Raw genomic sequence first — 15592 nt, 5'->3', positions numbered from 1 at the left:
CTCTACCGTGAGTTGGCCACCCCACCCGTTAAAATTGTATTAACATGCCTCAGAATTCCAACGCAGCCCCGTCACGCAGCACCGCCCGCACCTCCGCGACATAGCTTTCCGCGTCCGAGACGTGATCCGCGCCCTCGTGCATGATCAATGGGCTGTGCAACGTGAACGCAGCCCGACCATTCTTTCGGGCACGCAGGATGATGCGGTCCGCGGACCGCCCGGTTCGTGCAGCGATCGGCAGCACCTCTACACTGCCCATCCCGGACGGCAGCGCATCGAGGATGTCGGGCAGACGTTCAGCCAGATGGATAAGGTGCAGATAACCCTTTGGCCTGAGACGTTTGCACGCGGCTTTGACCCAGAACGACAACGGCGTCGTCTCGCCAAGAGCGCACTCACGCTCGGTGCCAAGGGCTGACCGGCTCGCCCTGCGGTCATAGTAGGGTGGATTGGTCAGGACGTGATCGAACTGCCGTTGCAAAAGCGTCGGGGGCAGCGCGGCGATATCCGCGGTGATGACTTCGAACGCGGGACCGCCGTTGCGCCTGGCAAGTGCTGCATCGCGCGGCTGGATCTCGACCCCCGTCAGCCGGAGCCCCGGCACACGCGCGCGCAAGCACAAAGCCGCCGCCCCCACCCCGCACCCCAGATCCAGCACCGTCTGACCCTGGCTCGCCGAGACACTGGCGGCCAGCAGCACCGAATCGTTCCCTGCCCGAAAGCCATCGCGCGGCTGCCACAGCTGCACGCGGCCGCCCAGAAAGGCATCCCGCGTGACCTCTTCCGTCATCGTCCCAGAGGAATGTCGTTATCGGTCATCACGCGGCTCGCGGCATCGTGATCTTCGGTGCGCACCATCAGCCTGCGCGGGAAGATTCCGATGCCTCCCTCCAGCACGCTCATATTTACGTCCAACTCAAAGCAGTCTATATCCTCCCCTTGGAGAAGGGCGGTGGCAAAGGCGATGATCGTGGGATCCGTGCTGCGCAAAAGTTCCTTCATATCAGGGATCTAAGGGCAAGCCGATCTGGATGTCGAGCCTGCATACGGGAAGTTGATGCTACACACCGAGAATTCCCAGAAACCACATGATCGCATGGCAGAATACCTCACCGAGGAAATGGCTGCGGTCAATCGTCTCATCCGCGAGCGCATGGCGTCCGAGCATGCGCCCCGCATCCCCGAAGTAACCGCCCATCTGGTGGATGCAGGCGGCAAACGGTTGCGCCCGATGCTGACGCTGGCGGCAGCACGGCTCTGTGGCTACGACGGGCCTTTTCACATCAACCTCGCCGCCACGGTGGAGTTTATCCACACGGCGACACTGCTGCACGATGATGTGGTGGACGAAAGCGGCCAGCGTCGCGGGCGGCCGACGGCGAACCTGCTCTGGGACAACAAATCATCGGTACTGGTCGGCGATTACCTTTTTTCCCGCAGCTTTCAGCTGATGGTGGAAACGGGTTCGCTGCGCGTGCTCGATATTCTATCAAACGCATCTGCCACCATTGCTGAAGGAGAGGTTCTCCAACTGACGGCAAGCCAGGATCTGGCAACCACCGAAGCGATCTACCTGCAGGTGGTGCGCGGCAAGACCGCCGCACTATTTTCGGCTGCGACAGAGGTCGGCGGGGTCATCGCGGGCGCGCCAGAGGCGCACGTCCGCGCGCTATATGCCTATGGGGACGCACTTGGCATCGCCTTCCAGATCGTGGATGATCTTCTGGATTTCCAAGGTGATAGCGGCGCGACCGGCAAGAACCTCGGGGATGACTTCCGCGAACGCAAGCTGACCCTGCCGCTGATCAAGGCCGTGGCCAGGGCAGATACGGAAGAGCGCGCGTTCTGGCAGCGCACCATCGAAAAGGGACAGCAGACGGACGCGGATCTGGCGACCGCACAGGCCCTGTTGCGCAAGCACGGTGCGCTGACGGATACCGCTGCCGCGGCCCGCGCCTGGGCCGCCAAGGCGCGCACCGCGTTGGACCCTCTCCCATCCCATCCGATCAAGGCGATGTTGAGCGATCTGGCCGATTACGTCGTCGAACGCCTCAACTGAGCGTCGTCGGGACCACCCACCAAGCGGGATGGCTGGCAGACAAGGCGTGCGCCGCCGATCTGGCCGCGGCCAAAGTTGGATAGAGACCGAAGCATGTGGAGCCTGAGCCCGACATGCGTGCGAGCAACACATCTTTCGTGCCACCCAACGTCTCAAGCACATCCGCAATGACAGGGCTCAGCGCGCAAGCGGGCTCTTCGAGATCATTGCGCTGCGCGCGGAGCCATGACAGCCAATAAGCCCCGCCAGCCCCTTTTGGCGGCAGGTTATCCATCGGCGGATTGGACTTCCGAGCAAGAAGCGAGAACACCGCTGGCGTGGCGCAATGGGCACCGGGGTTCACCAAAACAACGAAAAGAGGCATGACGTCAACGCCGTCCACCCGGTCGCCGATCCCCGAGATCTGTGCTGCCCGACCGAAGCGGCACACCGGCACATCAGCCCCCAACGACAGCCCACTTTCGTCGCATTGCAGCGCCCGCAGCACGGCACCTGCGTCCGACGATCCGCCGCCGATCCCCGCGCCGTGGGGCAGGTTCTTCTGCACCGTGATGTGACCGGACCACCCGGCAAGTGCCGCGGCACGCCATGCCAGATTTCGGGTATCATCCGGGACATCGGCTGCGAAAGGGCCCGTTACGTCGAGCATCATCTCGGGCCCTGCCGTCAGCTCCAGCACGTCGCCCAGATCCGCGAACATGACCAGACTGTCGAGCAGGTGATACCCATCGGGACGCTGTCCCGTGACATGGAGCGTAAGGTTGACCTTGGCCGGCGCAAAAACCCGCAGACGCGTGTCGGCGACCTCAGTCTTGCGCAACTTGCAGTGGCTCCGCACCTTCTTCGGCCAGAACGACGTCCAGTCCCACCTGCAGCTTGCGGCGGATCCGGTCCGGGTCGGCCTCGCCCAGCGGGTCGTCCTTATCGACGAATGACAGCGCTCGCGCCCACTGGAATTCCGCCTCACGCTTACGACCAACTGCCCAGTACACATCGCCCAGATGGTCGTTGACGACAGGATCTACTGCCATCAGCTCTACGGCGCGCTCCATATGTGGCACCGCTTCCTCGTAGCGCCCCAACCGGTAGAGTGCCCAGCCCAGCGAGTCGATGATATAACCGCTGTCGGGGCTCGCCGCGACGGCGCGCTCGATCATTTCCAGCGCTTCTTCCAGCTTGGTTTGCTTTTCAACCAGGGAATAGCCCAGGTAGTTCAAGACTTGCGGCTGACCGGGATTGATCTCCAGCGCGGCCCGAAAGTCAGCCTCTGCAGCCTCCCAATTGTCCTGCCGTTCGTGCGAAATCGCGCGCGCGTAGTGCAGAAACCAGCTCGGCCCGTTGCTCTCCCGTGCAAGATCCACCGCACGGTCGTATGCCGTCACCGCCTCGCCGAAGCGGTCCTGCTCGCGCAAGGCATCCCCGAGTGCCGAGTGGACGGACGGAAGGTGACCATGGCTGCGCGTCAACTGCTCCAACACCTCAATGGCCGCGTCGGTGCGGTCTGACTGGCGCAGCGCGGCGGCACGGCCCAGCTCGGCGACGTTGTAGGCCGGGTCATTCGGCGGGACCCGTTTGTAGACCGCGATGGCTTGATCGAACTGATCCAGTTCTTCGAAAAGCTCTGCAGCCACCAACAAACCATCCACATGGTCCGGCCGCAAAGAGAGCGCGGTTTGCATGTAGAGAAGCGTGAATTCGGGGCCTGCCTCGCTCCGCAGCGCGGCGGCGACCGAATAGAACACCTCCGCAAAGCCGTCACGCACGGAGGTGATATGACGAAACGGCACGGGCGTGTCATCGTTCAACGCGTCGATCACCAGATCAATCTCGGAATCCGTGGCACCTCTGAAGCTGCGCTGCAGTAGCGCGAGCGCCTCATCGTCACGGCCCAGCTGTGAGAGGATCTCGGCCCGGGCCAGCACTGCGCGGCGGGTCTGGACGACCACGCCCTCGGTGTCGGCACTGAAGATCGCCTCCGCCCCCTCGAAATCACCGACGGTCGCCAGCGCCATCGCCTTGTGATACAAGGCAAATCCGCGCAGGCCCTGACGCGACGCGATATCATCAAAGGCGGCCAGCGCATCCTTGGCGCGACCGTCCCCGAGCAGCGCCCAGGCCTTTACCAGATCATCCACCAAAGGGCCGATGCCCTGTTGCTCAGCTGAGGTTTTTGCCTGCAGCGCGGCGTAGTCTTCTTCTTCAATCGCACGCGCCATCAGGACCAGATCCGCAATCTGGGTCGTCTGTCCCCGGGCGGCCATCACTTCGGCCACTGGTAATGCACGGTCCAGACGACCCAGCGCCACCTGTGACATCAACAGGCTCTCCATCAACGCAGGATTGCCTGGATCACGCGCCAGCGCCTGCGTGAAATACCGGACCGACTGATCAAAATCGCTCTGCATGGCGGCGGAGCGCGCGGCGAGGTAAGGCCCGGCGATCGATTGCGCCGTCGCGGGCACGGCAAGGGACAGCGACAACAGGATGGCGGCGGGAGAGAGCAGTCTGGCGAACACGGAAAGCTACAACCTTTTCCAGCTAAAAGAACAACGACGTTCTCCGCAGGCTAGCAGCTTCACCCGCAAGCGCAATGCCGCCACAGTCTCATTGCGGACAATTGATCGGCCACCTGTGCAGGTCGCTGCCTACATATTCGGATAATTCGGCCCGTCCCCGCCCTGCGGTGTCGTCCAGACGATGTTCTGGGACGGATCCTTGATGTCGCAAGTCTTGCAGTGAACACAGTTCTGAAAATTGATCAGGAAGCGCGCGTCTTTTCCGGCCTCTTCCACGAACTCATAGACCCCGGCGGGACAATAGCGTGCCGATGGGCCCGCGTATTTCGGCAAGTTGATCTTCACCGGCACATCGGCCTCTTTCAGCGTCAGGTGCGCGGGCTGGCTTTCCTCGTGATTGGTGAAAGAAAACGCCACGTTTGTCAGCCGGTCGAAAGACAGCTTCCCGTCGGGCTTGGGGTAGTTGATGGGTTTGTGCGTGCTGGCTTCTTCGGTTGCGTCCGCATCGCTCTTGCCGTGGCCAATGGTACCGAATAGCGAAAACCCAGCCGTATTGGTCCACATATCCACACCACCCAGCACCAGACTTGCCGTCAGCCCGTATTTCGACCAAAGCGGTTTGACATTACGTACCTTGCGCAGATCCTGACCGATGGACCCGGTGCGAACCTCGGTTTCGTAGGTGTCGAGTTCATCGCCACTGCGACCGGCGGCAATGGCATCCATGGCGGCTTCTGCCGCGGCAATGCCTGACAGCATCGCGTTGTGATTGCCCTTGATCCGCGGCACGTTCACCATGCCCACCGAGCAGCCCAGCAGCGCCACGCCGGGGGCGACCATCTTGGGCATCGACTGGAACCCACCTTCTGAAATCGCCCGCGCCCCGTAAGCCACGCGCTTGCCACCCTTTAGCAGGTCCGCCACCATTGGATGATGCTTGAACCGCTGGAATTCCATGTAGGGAAAAAGATGCGGGTTTTTGTAATTCAGGTGAACGACAAAACCCACGTAAACCTGATTGTTCTCTAGGTGGTAGATGAACGATCCGCCGCCTGCGTTCTTGTTCAACGGCCAGCCCATGGTATGAGTGACGGTACCTTCGCGGTGCTTGTCGGGATCAATCTCCCAGATCTCCTTCATGCCCAGCCCGTATTTCTGCGGCTCGTGCCCGTCGGAGAGGTTGTATTTGGCGATCACCTGCTTGGAGAGAGAGCCCCGCACGCCTTCGCCAAGAAAGACGTATTTGCCGTGCAACTCCATCCCGGGCTCATAGCCATCGCCGTGGCTGCCATCGGGGTTCTTGCCGAATTCGCCCGCAACAACACCTTTTATCCCGCCGTTTTCATCGTAAACCAGCTCGGAACATGACATCCCTGGGAAGATCTCCACACCCAGTTCTTCAGCCTGCTCTGCCATCCAGCGGCACACATTACCCATGGAAACGATGTAGTTGCCGTGGTTGTTCATCAGCGGCGGCATCGGAAAGTTGGGGATCTTTAGTTGCCCCGCCTCGCCCAGCATATAGAAGTTATCTTCCCTGACGGGCACGTTCAGCGGCGCGCCCTTGGCTTTCCAATCCGGTACCAGCGCATCAAGACCAACGGGATCCAATACGGCACCAGAGAGGATATGCGCGCCCACTTCGGAACCCTTTTCAAGGAGGACGACGTTGCAATCGGGGTCGAGCTGCTTCAGCCGGATCGCCGCAGACAGGCCCGCAGGCCCTGCACCGACGATCACCACGTCATATTCCATTGTTTCACGCATTGCGTCCGACATCCCCACGGCTCCCTTTCACTTGGGCAGGCTTCCCCCACAGTCGCATTTGGCTAGCTTACGTCATGCCCCAATGCAATCGGAACTGAGCGTCAGATGCGCACAATACTGCGGTGAAGCGTCACGGCGCGGGCTTCTCGCCCAACAAATAGCGTGGACCGACCCCGTTTTCGCCCGCTCTGTCCCGCGGATTGTAGAGCGCACAATGAGGCAGGCTGAGGCAACCACACCCGATACATCCATCCAGCTTGTCCCGCAGTTGGGTCAGGGTCTCGATCTTCTCACTCAACCGTGCGCGAAAGCCCGCGCTGATCAGAGCCCAATCCGCTTTGGTGGGCGTCCGTCCCCCCGGCAACCGGTCGAGCTCCGCCCGGATCTCCGGCAGGGTAAAGCCGAACTGCTGCGCGATCATCACAAAGCTCAAGCGCCGCAGGTCGGCGCGCTCAAACCGGCGCTGGCCACCGGCATTGCGCCAGGGCCGGATCAGCCCCTGCGCCTCGTAGTACCGGATCGCGGATACGGCGAGACCGGTGCGCGCCGCCAATGCGCCGATGGACAGGCCTTCACGAGGTGCCATCAGAAATTCCTTGACCTAAAGTTAGCTTCAGGAATTAGCTTACATGTCATCTGTCGAATCCCTCAAGGAGAAAATGATGATGACAACGCTCGAGCACGCAAACCTGACGGTCTCTGACGCCGCCAAAACGGCCAGTTGGATGAGCACGCTGTTCGGCTGGCATATCCGCTGGCAAGGTGCGGCCAAGAACGGCGGGCACACCATCCACATCGGATCAGACGCCCAGTATCTGGCCCTTTACACCCCCAAGACCGATACCACCCCGGGACCGGACAGCTATAACATGCGCGGTGGGCTTAACCACCTCGCAGTCGTGACCAACGACATCGAGGCCATGGAAACAGCCGTTCTCGCCGCCGGTTTCACCCCGGAAAACCACGCAGATTACGAACCGGGCCGGCGCTTCTATTTCCACGATGACGACGGCATCGAATACGAGGTTGTGCAATACGACTGACCCCGGTCCCAAGCCAATCCAGACCCAACCCCCTTGCATTTCGTCCGCGCTTTGGGTCTGTTGGTGCGTGATTTACACCAGCGGCCCCCGGCAGATATCCCGGTGGGCCGCCTCATTTCGTGGACCGCCGAGATGGACAAGATACCGATGACCCCCAAGGGCCACACCGCACTGGAAGCCGAGCTCAAGCAGCTCAAATCCGTCGAGCGCCCCGCCATCATCAAGGCCATTGCCGAAGCGCGAGAGCATGGCGATCTGTCGGAGAATGCGGAATATCACTCCGCACGTGAGAAGCAGTCCTTTATCGAAGGACGCATCAAGGAACTTGAAGGGGTGCTCGGTCTGGCCGAGGTCATTGATCCGGCAAAGATGTCGGGCACGATCAAATTTGGTGCCACTGTCACCCTCGTCGATGAGGATACCGACGAGGAAAAGACCTGGCAGATCGTCGGCGAGCATGAGGCCAATATCGAAAAAGGGCTGCTGAACATAAAATCGCCGATTGCCCGGGCCTTGATTGGCAAGGACGAAGGCGACAGCGTAGAAGTGCGCACACCCGGTGGCGAAAAAGCCTATGAGGTGCTGAAAATCGTCTATGCCTGACGGGAGCTGCGGCGATGGCTGATACATCCGACACGACGGACAGCGCGCAGGCGCGGGCCAGACCAACGCCGCTGGGCATCTACGACCAGCCCCGTGGCGAGGGGATCACCAGTGTCGAAATAGGGGCCATCGCGCTGTCAGTCCTGTGGATCGCGGGAACGGGGTTCCTGCTGATGAGGACCCCAACGGGGGACGATCCGTTACCGCTGGTGATGACACTTCTCGCATTGTGCCTGCCTGTTGGCATGATCTGGGTCGCCGCCACGGCCATTCGATCCAGCCGCAACATCCGCGCCGAAAGCCAGCGCTTGCAGGCGGCCATAGACGCGATCCGCCAGGCCTATATCGCCCAAAACCAAAGCGGGATCCTCGGGCCCGAGCCTGCAACGGTCGCCCGCAAACTGGACGAGATCGCCGCAGCCGCCCGCAAGACGGAAACCGCGCTCGCCACATTCGCCACGCGCCGCGACCCGGAGCCCGCGACGACACCCACAGCACCCGTCGCCACTCCCGCAGAGGATCAGCCAGCGCTGGCGCTCGGGACACAGGCCGCTGACCTCGCGCCACCCCTGCCGGTGTCTGATTTCGTGCGGGCACTGAATTTCCCCGAGACCGCCGAAGATACCGAGGGCTTTGCGGCGCTACGCCGGGCGCTTCAGGACCGGAATGCGGCCCAGCTGATCCAGGCGGCGCAGGATGTGCTGACCCTGCTCAGCCAGGACGGCATCTACATGGACGATCTGGTGCCCGATCGCGCCCGACCCGAGATCTGGCGTCAATTCGGTCAGGGCGCGCGGGGGCGGCCCATCGCGGCACTTGGCGGTGTGCGCGACCGGTCCTCTTTGGCACTTACGGCAGGCCGGATGAAACAGGATCCGATCTTTCGCGATGCCGCGCATCATTTCCTGCGGCTTTTCGACAAAACCTTTGCCGTGTTCGAGCGCACCGCAAGCGATGCGGAGATTTCGGCACTGGCCGAGACGCGCACATCGCGCGCCTTCATGCTGCTGGGTCGGGTCGCGGGCACCTTTGACTGACGGTGGTAGCTACAGCCCAAAACTGCCAAAGGGAATGTAGTGCACCGGTGTGCCAGGCGTCACCTCCACCGCCTCGTGGGGCAGCTCCACCAAACCATCAGCCCAGCTGAGCCCGGAGATCCGCCCCGATCCCTCGGAGGCGAAGACCTCCGCACGCCCCCTGCGGATCCTGGCGCGCAGGTATTCCGTCCGGCCCGGTTTCTTGTGCTTCGAGAAAGCGGCGGGCACCTGAAATCCCTGCGGCTCGGGCCACTCCGCGCCGGCCAACAGCGCCATCGCTGGTCCGGCAAAGACCAGTGCACAGACCATCGCTGCCACCGGATTGCCCGGCAGACCAAAGACCGGCATGCCCGACCAGACGCCGAGCGCCAGCGGGCGGCCCGGCTTTACCGCAATCCGCCAAAGCGTCATCGCCCCCGCCGCGGTCAGCAGGGCCGAGACATGGTCCTCGTCTCCCGCGGAGGCTCCGCCACTGGTGATCAGCACATCCGCTTGCCGGGCGGCGGCGTCAAAGCGCGCTGCGACGGCATCGCGCGCATCGGCCACCTGGCCCAGATCAACCGGCTGGTGCCCCAGGCGGCGGATGATTTCCAGCAGCATGGGACGGTTGGCGTCGTATATGCGGTCCGGCGGGGCGGGCTGCCCCGCTTCGATCAACTCCGTTCCGGTGGACAGAACGGCGACCCGCAAAGGAGCATGGACGGCGACCTCTGCTGCGCCAACGGCGGCGAGAAGGGCCAGCTCCGCCGGGCCAACCCGTGTCCCTTTTGGCAGCGCAACGTCACCGGCAGCCACGTCTTCGCCCGCCTGCCGGGTGTTCGCGCCGGGTTTGATTGGCCCACGAAAGGCAATCTGACCTTCGTGGAGTGTGACATCCTCCTGCAGTACGACCGTATCGACCCCCTGCGGCAAGGCGGCACCCGTGAGGATGCGCACCGCGTGGCCTTCCGGCACGATGCCCGGCGCGTCGCCCGCAGCGGCCCGGCCCCCCAGAGCCGGCAACCGATGCAGCCCCGGACCGCGCGCCCCGGCAAAGCCGTAGCCATCGACCGCAGTGTTGGGCAAGGGCGGGCTCGCACGGGGGGCCTCAACATCTGAGGCGAGGATGTGCCCAGCTGCCTGCCCAACCGGCAAACGCAGGGTGCTTGTTACCGGTCGTAGCCGCTCTTTCAGCAGCGCCAGTGCGTCATTCACCGGGGTCCAAGTCACCCCCGGTGGCAGAGCAAAGCAATCATTGTTCAAACATGGTGGCAGGCCTGCTGCAGCCTGCAAAACCGCCTCGTGACCGATTCCAAAAATCCAACCTTCAGGCGTCCTCGGCACAGCCAGTATAGCGTTCAAGGTATCAGTCTCCAACGCGGATACACTGCGTGCAACCTCAGAGACTTGCCAGGCGTCCTTGATCATATCTTTGGGCGCCGCACCCAACGTGAGCGATGGCCAGATCTCAACGAGAACCAAAGGTTTATCCACAGGTTCAAAGGGCCATGCCGCGGCTCCGAACCGGCGGCGCAAACGGGCCAGAACAGGCAGACCCATGAGCGTTTGGGACCCCACCGAACCAACACCGCCCAACTGCCAGCAAGAGGATGTGCCGGAGGTTTCACGCTCTGCCTTGCGCCATTCCGCAAAGGGATTGTGATAATTTTCCCGGCGCCGGGGAAGCCCATCAATGTCACGCTGTAAGCCGTTGAACCAGAAAGGACCTCGCCCACCAAACTGACGGTTGATCCGGGCTGCCACGTCAAATCGATTGTTACTGCGGGGGGCATCCTCAATCCGGTCCTCCAGCCAATCCCAGAGCGCCAGAGGATCCGCCTGACCGGTGATCTGCTCTGCAAAACCCTCAGGGTAGCCAAAGGGTAAATCAAACCCCGCCAGAACCCGCCGGTTGGCGCCGGCTTCTGCCTCAAAGAGTGTGGAGAGCCATACTTCTGCCTCCGCCCTGTTGCGCAGGTAGACCGGTGTCTCGCTGCGCCCACCCCGAGCGATGCAGGCCCAGATCGCATCCTGGCGCGGGCGGGGGCCTGTGTCATTCCCCCCCGACCAGTCCACCATGACAACCGTATCAAAGGCGCTCACAATCCGACCTCGGACAGGATGAAATCCGCAATGGCTCTGGTGTCGTTCAGATCGAACACGGGCCGGTCCAACTCCAGAGCAACATCGCTGGCCACCGCCCGCACGGTCGCATCCTCGGGTGCTATCAGCGGGTTGCCGGTCTCGGCCCGGTGCGCTTCGATCTTGGGGTGGGCATCGCGCTTGTAGCCTTCGATCAGCACCAGATCGACCGGCGACAACCGTGAGAGCAGCGCCTCCAGCGTCGGCTCCGCCACACCCCGCAGTTCGTGCATGAGGGCGACGCGCTTGCGCGAGGCCAGCAACACCTCGCGCGCACCCGCCTCGCGGTGGCGATAGCTGTCCTTGCCCGGCTGATCCACGTCAAAGACATGATGCGCGTGTTTGACGGTCGAGACGGAAATGCCGCGCCCGCAGATCTCCGCCACCAACCGCTCCATCAGACCGGTCTTGCCTGCGTTCTTCCATCCCACCACACCATAAAGCCTCACAACAGGGCCTCCGCCCGGGTGAGATCCCCGGGCGTATTGACGTTGAAAAACGGATCAAACCCGACGACCGGGAACGTCGCCGTTCGCGCGTTATGGGCATCGGTCCAGAGCACCACCTTGCGCAAGCCGCCTGCCAGTGCGGTGCGCAGATCCTCCCGCAATGCGACCGGCCACAGCCCGAATGTCGGGTGCCGTGCCGTGCCTCGCGCCGGGTCCGGCGTCGCGGCGAGCGCGAGAGGCGCGGCCATCCCTTCACTCGCCAGCAACAGCTGCGGTACCAGATCCTGTGGGAAAAACGGCGTATCAGCCGCGGCGGTCACGATGGTATCGGCCCCCTGCTCCGCGGCCCAGTCGAGCCCGGCCAGCACGCCCGCCAGAGGCCCCGGGAACCCTGCAACACGATCGGCCAGAACGGGCAGTCCGGTTGCGGCGAACCGCGCGGGATCACCATTTGCGTTCAGTGCCACCCCGGCGACCTGCGGCTCCAACCGCGCCACGACACGCGCCAGTAGCGTCTGTCCACCCAGCCGTAGCAGCCCCTTGTCGCCACCGCCCATGCGCGTGGCTTGCCCCCCCGCGAGGATCACACCGAGAGGCTGTTTCACTCCGCGCCCTTCCGCCCGGCGCGCCGCGGCTCCTCCGCGATGCGCGCAGGGTCAGCGTCCCGGATCAGCCGGTCCTCCCCGGACAGGCAGACGAAACGCTGCCCTTTCAACCGACCGATCAGGGTAAGCCCGACCTCGCGCGCAATCTCCACCCCCCAGGCCGTGAAGCCGGAGCGGGACGCGAGCGCCGGAATCCCCATCAGTGCCGTCTTGATCACCATCTCGGACGTCAGCCTGCCGGTTGTGTAGAGGATCTTGTCCGCTGGCGCGATATTGTCGGAAAGCATCCATCCCGCGATCTTATCCACAGCATTATGCCGCCCCACATCCTCCATGTAGACCAACGGCCGGTCCTTTACACACAGAACCGTGCCATGGATCGCACCGGCCTCCAGGTAGAGCGATGGGGTCCGGTTGATCCGCGCGCTCAGGCCATAAAGCCAGGAAGTCCGCAGCGGTGTATCCGGCAGCACGACGTCCTCCAGCCCCGCCATCATGTCGCCAAAGACCGTGCCGACGGCACAGCCGCTGGTGCGGGTCTTCTTGCGCATCTTCTGCTCGAAATCCGTCTCGCGCGCGGTGCGCACCACCACGGTTTCGAGCTCTTCGTCATAGTCGACCTTGAGGATATCGTCATCCGCGCGCAACATCCCCTGATTGCGCAGAAACCCGAGCGCAAGATAATCGGGATAGTCGCCGATGGTCATGGCCGTCACGATCTCCTGGCCGTTGAGAAAGATCGTCAAGGGCCGCTCCTCCACGACCCTGGTCGAGACCTCGGCGCCCGTGTGATTTGTTCCCGTAACCGGACGCGTCAACCGGGCGGCCCCCGGGTCGGGTGCGATCAGATAGTCGTCGATCTCCTGCAGTCTGGCCAATTGCATCCTCCCCCGCGGTCGTCTACCGATTGGGCGTCATAGTAGAAGCATCTCATGCCCTCCACCACACCGAAAACACGCACCCGGGCGTCCGCCTATTGGAAAGGTCTGGCCGATGGTGCGCCCTTTCTGCTGGTGGTGATGCCCTTTGCCACGCTCTTCGGCGTGCTGGCGACCGAAGCCGGGCTCAACGTGCTGGAGACGCTGCTCTTCTCGGCAATGGTCTTTGCGGGTGCGGCGCAGTTCACCGCCCTGCAGCTCATGCAGGAGAATGCGCCGACACTCGTGGTGCTGGCCTCGGCGCTCGCCGTCAACCTGCGGGTGGCGATGTATTCCGCAGCACTTACCCCGTGGATCGGCGCGGCCCCGCTCTGGCAGCGGGCAATCGCCGCCTATTTCATCGTCGATCAGTCCTATGCCTGCTCTGTCATGCAGTTCGAAAAAGAGCCCGGGATGACGATCCCGCAGCGCATGGCCTATTTTATCGGGGTGCTGACCTTCATCGTGCCGCTATGGTACATTTGCACAGGCTTTGGGGCCGTCGTCGGCACGCAGATCCCCGACAGCTGGGCGCTGGATTTCGCGCTGCCGATCACCTTTCTGGCCATGGTCGCGCCGATGCTGCGCAGCGCGCCGCATGTGATCGCCGCCTTGGTGGGCATCGTGGTCAGCCTGCTGGCCGCTGGCGTGCCTTATTCGCTGGGGCTCATCATCGCGGGCACACTGGGCATGATCACCGGTGCCCGGGCGGAGCAGTGGTTCGAGGCACGAAAGGTCCCGCGATGATCGACCCTGTCACCCTCTGGACCGTCATGATCGGCCTCGGCCTGGGCAGTTTTGCACTGCGCTTTGCGTTTCTCGGGATCGTGGGCGACCGACCCATGCCCGCCTGGTTGCTGCGGCATCTGCGCTATACCGCTGTCGCGATCCTCCCCGCCATGGTCGCCCCTCTGGTGGTCTGGCCTGCCGCAACGGGTGGAGAGCCTGATCTCGCGCGTATGGCCGCGGCAGCGGTAACGCTGGTGGTGGGGCTGATGTGGAAAAACGTGCTCACCGCGATCCTGTCGGGCGCCACGACGCTCTTTGTCCTGCTGTGGCTGACGGCGGTCTGACGCGTTTTACACACCTCAGATCACCACGCAAGTTTACCCGGCGTTTGAACGCCCCGCCCGCGGTACCTATTCCTGCGCGGCGCGGATCCCATCGCGCACATCGCCCGCGTCGTTTTCATAGTAGCGATCCGTGACCACATCCGGTCTTTGCTCCAGCTGCCGCATCAGGCGCACCGGGTAAAAGGTCGTCTCAATCCCCTCAAACCCCGGCACCTGCCGCAGAATCGATGCGGTCGAATGGGCACAGAACGCACTGCCCACGGCCCCGTTCTGCTGCACCAGTTGCAACGCGCGCGCCGCTTGCGCATGCGTTACCGCTATCTCCTGACTGACCACGTGATAGGTGCTGCGGGCATGCGCGCTCTTGTAAGCCTGGACCCAGGCCGGGCTCATCCCGTAGAGCACGTCGCCCCGCTCAGCGACCAGCGGATGCTGGAAAGACCCCGCGGGATCAAAGATGACCTGCTGGCTCCCCGACACCATCAGCGCCGTATGCCCACCCTGGCCGGTGGTGTTATTGATCACCGTGAACAGTGTCAGTTTCGGCGGACCAGCGGGGACGTAGGCGCGCGCCGCAGCTTCCTCAACCGTGACCTCATTGGGCGACGTTGTCGCACAACCTGCGAGCAGGATCAGCAGGCCCAGCGTCACAAGGGCTTTCATCTATGGTGCCTCCGACGGCCGGGCTTGGGGGTTCGTCAGGTGATGAAGATCGCCATCAGCACAATGATCGCGATGATCACGATGACCGTGCGCGTTGTCCATTGCATGAAACCATCAAAGGTCTTTTCCTGGGTCTCGACGTTCATCTCGCCGTGCTTGTGATCTGCCATTGCCGCAGTCCTTCTTGCCGTGATGGCACAGCCCTACTGGATTCGAACCGGCCTGTCACCTGCCACCGCCGGTCCCATTGCTAAAATGCCGCAGGGTTGATGCGGCTCACGCCTCGTCTGCGATGTCCTGTGCCAGACGAAACCCGATCCGGCGCGCTTGCGGCTTCTCGGCGGGCTTGGGCAGGGCGCGCAGCATCACGTTGAGCTGGCTGACGTGCTGGATGAGCTGGGTTCGCCCGCCAGCCCCGTCAGAGCCGTAGAAGGTCACCATATCGGGGTCGAAATACCCCATCCCCTCGATTCGCAGGACACCCGCGTCGCCACCCGTGAATCCAATCGCGACTTCCTGCGTGTTATCAAGCTGTTCTTCGAACTTCTTGATGTAAAGGATGAGCCTCTCATACGCCCATTGCGCGGGTGATTTCTGTGCCGCCGGTTTCGCCGCCACCTTTTTCGGCACGTCGATCTTGGCAGGCGTCGGCGTCGCGTCGTCGCAGTGCACCTCGTGGCAGCGCGGCAGAGCATCGGCCTCTGCCGCCTCGGCGCTTGTCTTTATCTGGTCTTCCAAG

19 protein-coding genes are annotated in these 15592 nt (G+C 62.9%); 6 read left to right on the top strand and 13 right to left on the bottom strand.

Annotated features, from left to right (window positions below; all coding sequences use genetic code 11):
* Nucleotides 1-49: 49 nt before the first annotated feature.
* Both Q1A53_RS19860 and Q1A53_RS19855 read right to left on the bottom strand, forming a co-directional pair.
* The gene (locus tag Q1A53_RS19860; RefSeq protein ID WP_299969900.1) at nt 50-790 is read right to left on the bottom strand and encodes a methyltransferase; all 741 of its coding nucleotides are present in this window, start codon (nt 788-790) and stop codon (nt 50-52) included.
* Nucleotides 787-1002, bottom strand: a complete 216-nt coding sequence (locus Q1A53_RS19855) for a DUF2007 domain-containing protein (RefSeq protein ID WP_299969898.1) — start codon at nt 1000-1002, stop codon at nt 787-789. The genes Q1A53_RS19860 and Q1A53_RS19855 overlap by 4 nt, the downstream gene beginning before the upstream one ends.
* A gap of 55 nt (nt 1003-1057) precedes the next feature.
* On the opposite strand from Q1A53_RS19855, the gene Q1A53_RS19850 reads away from it, so the two are divergent.
* The gene (locus tag Q1A53_RS19850) at nt 1058-2059 is read left to right on the top strand and encodes a polyprenyl synthetase family protein (protein ID WP_299969896.1); all 1002 of its coding nucleotides are present in this window, start codon (nt 1058-1060) and stop codon (nt 2057-2059) included.
* Here the strand turns inward: Q1A53_RS19850 and Q1A53_RS19845 are convergent.
* The 4 genes from Q1A53_RS19845 to soxR all read right to left on the bottom strand — a co-directional run bounded on the left by Q1A53_RS19845 (nt 2052) and on the right by soxR (nt 6928).
* Complete coding sequence (locus tag Q1A53_RS19845) at nt 2052-2879, bottom strand: 4-(cytidine 5'-diphospho)-2-C-methyl-D-erythritol kinase (protein ID WP_299969894.1); 828 nt, start codon at nt 2877-2879, stop codon at nt 2052-2054. The two genes, Q1A53_RS19850 and Q1A53_RS19845, sit on opposite strands and share 8 nt — an antisense overlap.
* Nucleotides 2866-4575, bottom strand: coding sequence for a tetratricopeptide repeat protein (locus Q1A53_RS19840; RefSeq protein ID WP_299969877.1), 1710 nt, complete (start codon nt 4573-4575; stop codon nt 2866-2868). The genes Q1A53_RS19845 and Q1A53_RS19840 overlap by 14 nt, the downstream gene beginning before the upstream one ends.
* Nucleotides 4576-4704: 129 nt before the next feature.
* On the bottom strand, nt 4705-6354 hold the full coding sequence (locus Q1A53_RS19835; protein WP_299969874.1) for an electron transfer flavoprotein-ubiquinone oxidoreductase: 1650 nt from the start codon (nt 6352-6354) through the stop codon (nt 4705-4707).
* Between the two features lie 118 nt (nt 6355-6472).
* Nucleotides 6473-6928: a redox-sensitive transcriptional activator SoxR gene (gene soxR, locus Q1A53_RS19830; RefSeq protein ID WP_299969871.1), complete on the bottom strand. Its 456-nt coding sequence runs from the start codon at nt 6926-6928 to the stop codon at nt 6473-6475.
* 76 nt (nt 6929-7004) lie between these two features.
* On the opposite strand from soxR, the gene Q1A53_RS19825 reads away from it, so the two are divergent.
* The 3 genes from Q1A53_RS19825 to Q1A53_RS19815 all read left to right on the top strand — a co-directional run bounded on the left by Q1A53_RS19825 (nt 7005) and on the right by Q1A53_RS19815 (nt 9025).
* The gene (locus Q1A53_RS19825) at nt 7005-7385 is read left to right on the top strand and encodes a VOC family protein (RefSeq protein ID WP_299969868.1); all 381 of its coding nucleotides are present in this window, start codon (nt 7005-7007) and stop codon (nt 7383-7385) included.
* Between the two features lie 132 nt (nt 7386-7517).
* Nucleotides 7518-7988 (top strand): transcription elongation factor GreA, encoded by a 471-nt coding sequence (gene greA, locus Q1A53_RS19820; RefSeq protein ID WP_299969865.1) that lies wholly within the window; start codon nt 7518-7520, stop codon nt 7986-7988.
* Between the two features lie 14 nt (nt 7989-8002).
* Complete coding sequence (locus Q1A53_RS19815; RefSeq protein WP_299969862.1) at nt 8003-9025, top strand: hypothetical protein; 1023 nt, start codon at nt 8003-8005, stop codon at nt 9023-9025.
* A gap of 9 nt (nt 9026-9034) precedes the next feature.
* On the opposite strand, the gene glp is transcribed toward Q1A53_RS19815, so the two are convergent.
* Genes glp through Q1A53_RS19795 form a run of 4 tightly spaced genes read right to left on the bottom strand, consistent with a single transcriptional unit; the run spans nt 9035 to nt 13084 of the window.
* Complete coding sequence (gene glp / locus Q1A53_RS19810; RefSeq protein ID WP_299969860.1) at nt 9035-11107, bottom strand: gephyrin-like molybdotransferase Glp; 2073 nt, start codon at nt 11105-11107, stop codon at nt 9035-9037.
* Nucleotides 11104-11595 (bottom strand): molybdopterin-guanine dinucleotide biosynthesis protein B, encoded by a 492-nt coding sequence (mobB, locus tag Q1A53_RS19805; RefSeq protein ID WP_299969858.1) that lies wholly within the window; start codon nt 11593-11595, stop codon nt 11104-11106. Before mobB ends, glp begins: the two co-directional genes overlap by 4 nt.
* Nucleotides 11592-12200 (bottom strand): molybdenum cofactor guanylyltransferase MobA, encoded by a 609-nt coding sequence (gene mobA, locus Q1A53_RS19800; RefSeq protein WP_299969855.1) that lies wholly within the window; start codon nt 12198-12200, stop codon nt 11592-11594. Before mobA ends, mobB begins: the two co-directional genes overlap by 4 nt.
* Entirely contained in the window at nt 12197-13084 is an 888-nt protein-coding gene (locus tag Q1A53_RS19795; RefSeq protein ID WP_299969852.1) for a formate dehydrogenase accessory sulfurtransferase FdhD, read from the bottom strand. Before Q1A53_RS19795 ends, mobA begins: the two co-directional genes overlap by 4 nt.
* A 48-nt stretch (nt 13085-13132) precedes the next feature.
* Between Q1A53_RS19795 and Q1A53_RS19790 the strand changes: the two genes are divergently transcribed.
* A complete protein-coding gene (locus Q1A53_RS19790) occupies nt 13133-13864 on the top strand; it encodes an AzlC family ABC transporter permease (protein ID WP_299969849.1) in 732 nt (243 codons plus the stop codon).
* Nucleotides 13861-14190: an AzlD domain-containing protein gene (locus Q1A53_RS19785; RefSeq protein WP_299969846.1), complete on the top strand. Its 330-nt coding sequence runs from the start codon at nt 13861-13863 to the stop codon at nt 14188-14190. Before Q1A53_RS19790 ends, Q1A53_RS19785 begins: the two co-directional genes overlap by 4 nt.
* A 66-nt stretch (nt 14191-14256) precedes the next feature.
* On the opposite strand, the gene Q1A53_RS19780 is transcribed toward Q1A53_RS19785, so the two are convergent.
* The 3 genes from Q1A53_RS19780 to Q1A53_RS19770 form a co-directional block, all read right to left on the bottom strand.
* On the bottom strand, nt 14257-14853 hold the full coding sequence (locus Q1A53_RS19780) for a hypothetical protein (protein ID WP_299969843.1): 597 nt from the start codon (nt 14851-14853) through the stop codon (nt 14257-14259).
* Nucleotides 14854-14888: 35 nt separating this feature from the next.
* On the bottom strand, nt 14889-15023 hold the full coding sequence (locus Q1A53_RS19775; protein ID WP_299969840.1) for an aa3-type cytochrome c oxidase subunit IV: 135 nt from the start codon (nt 15021-15023) through the stop codon (nt 14889-14891).
* Between the two features lie 106 nt (nt 15024-15129).
* Nucleotides 15130-15591 (bottom strand): DUF6173 family protein, encoded by a 462-nt coding sequence (locus tag Q1A53_RS19770; protein ID WP_299969838.1) that lies wholly within the window; start codon nt 15589-15591, stop codon nt 15130-15132.
* Between the last annotated feature and the right edge of the window lies 1 nt (nt 15592).

The organism is uncultured Roseobacter sp. (assembly GCF_947496515.1).
In the GTDB taxonomy this organism is placed as follows: domain Bacteria; phylum Pseudomonadota; class Alphaproteobacteria; order Rhodobacterales; family Rhodobacteraceae; genus Roseobacter.
This window is presented reverse-complemented; position numbering and strand designations above follow the sequence as displayed.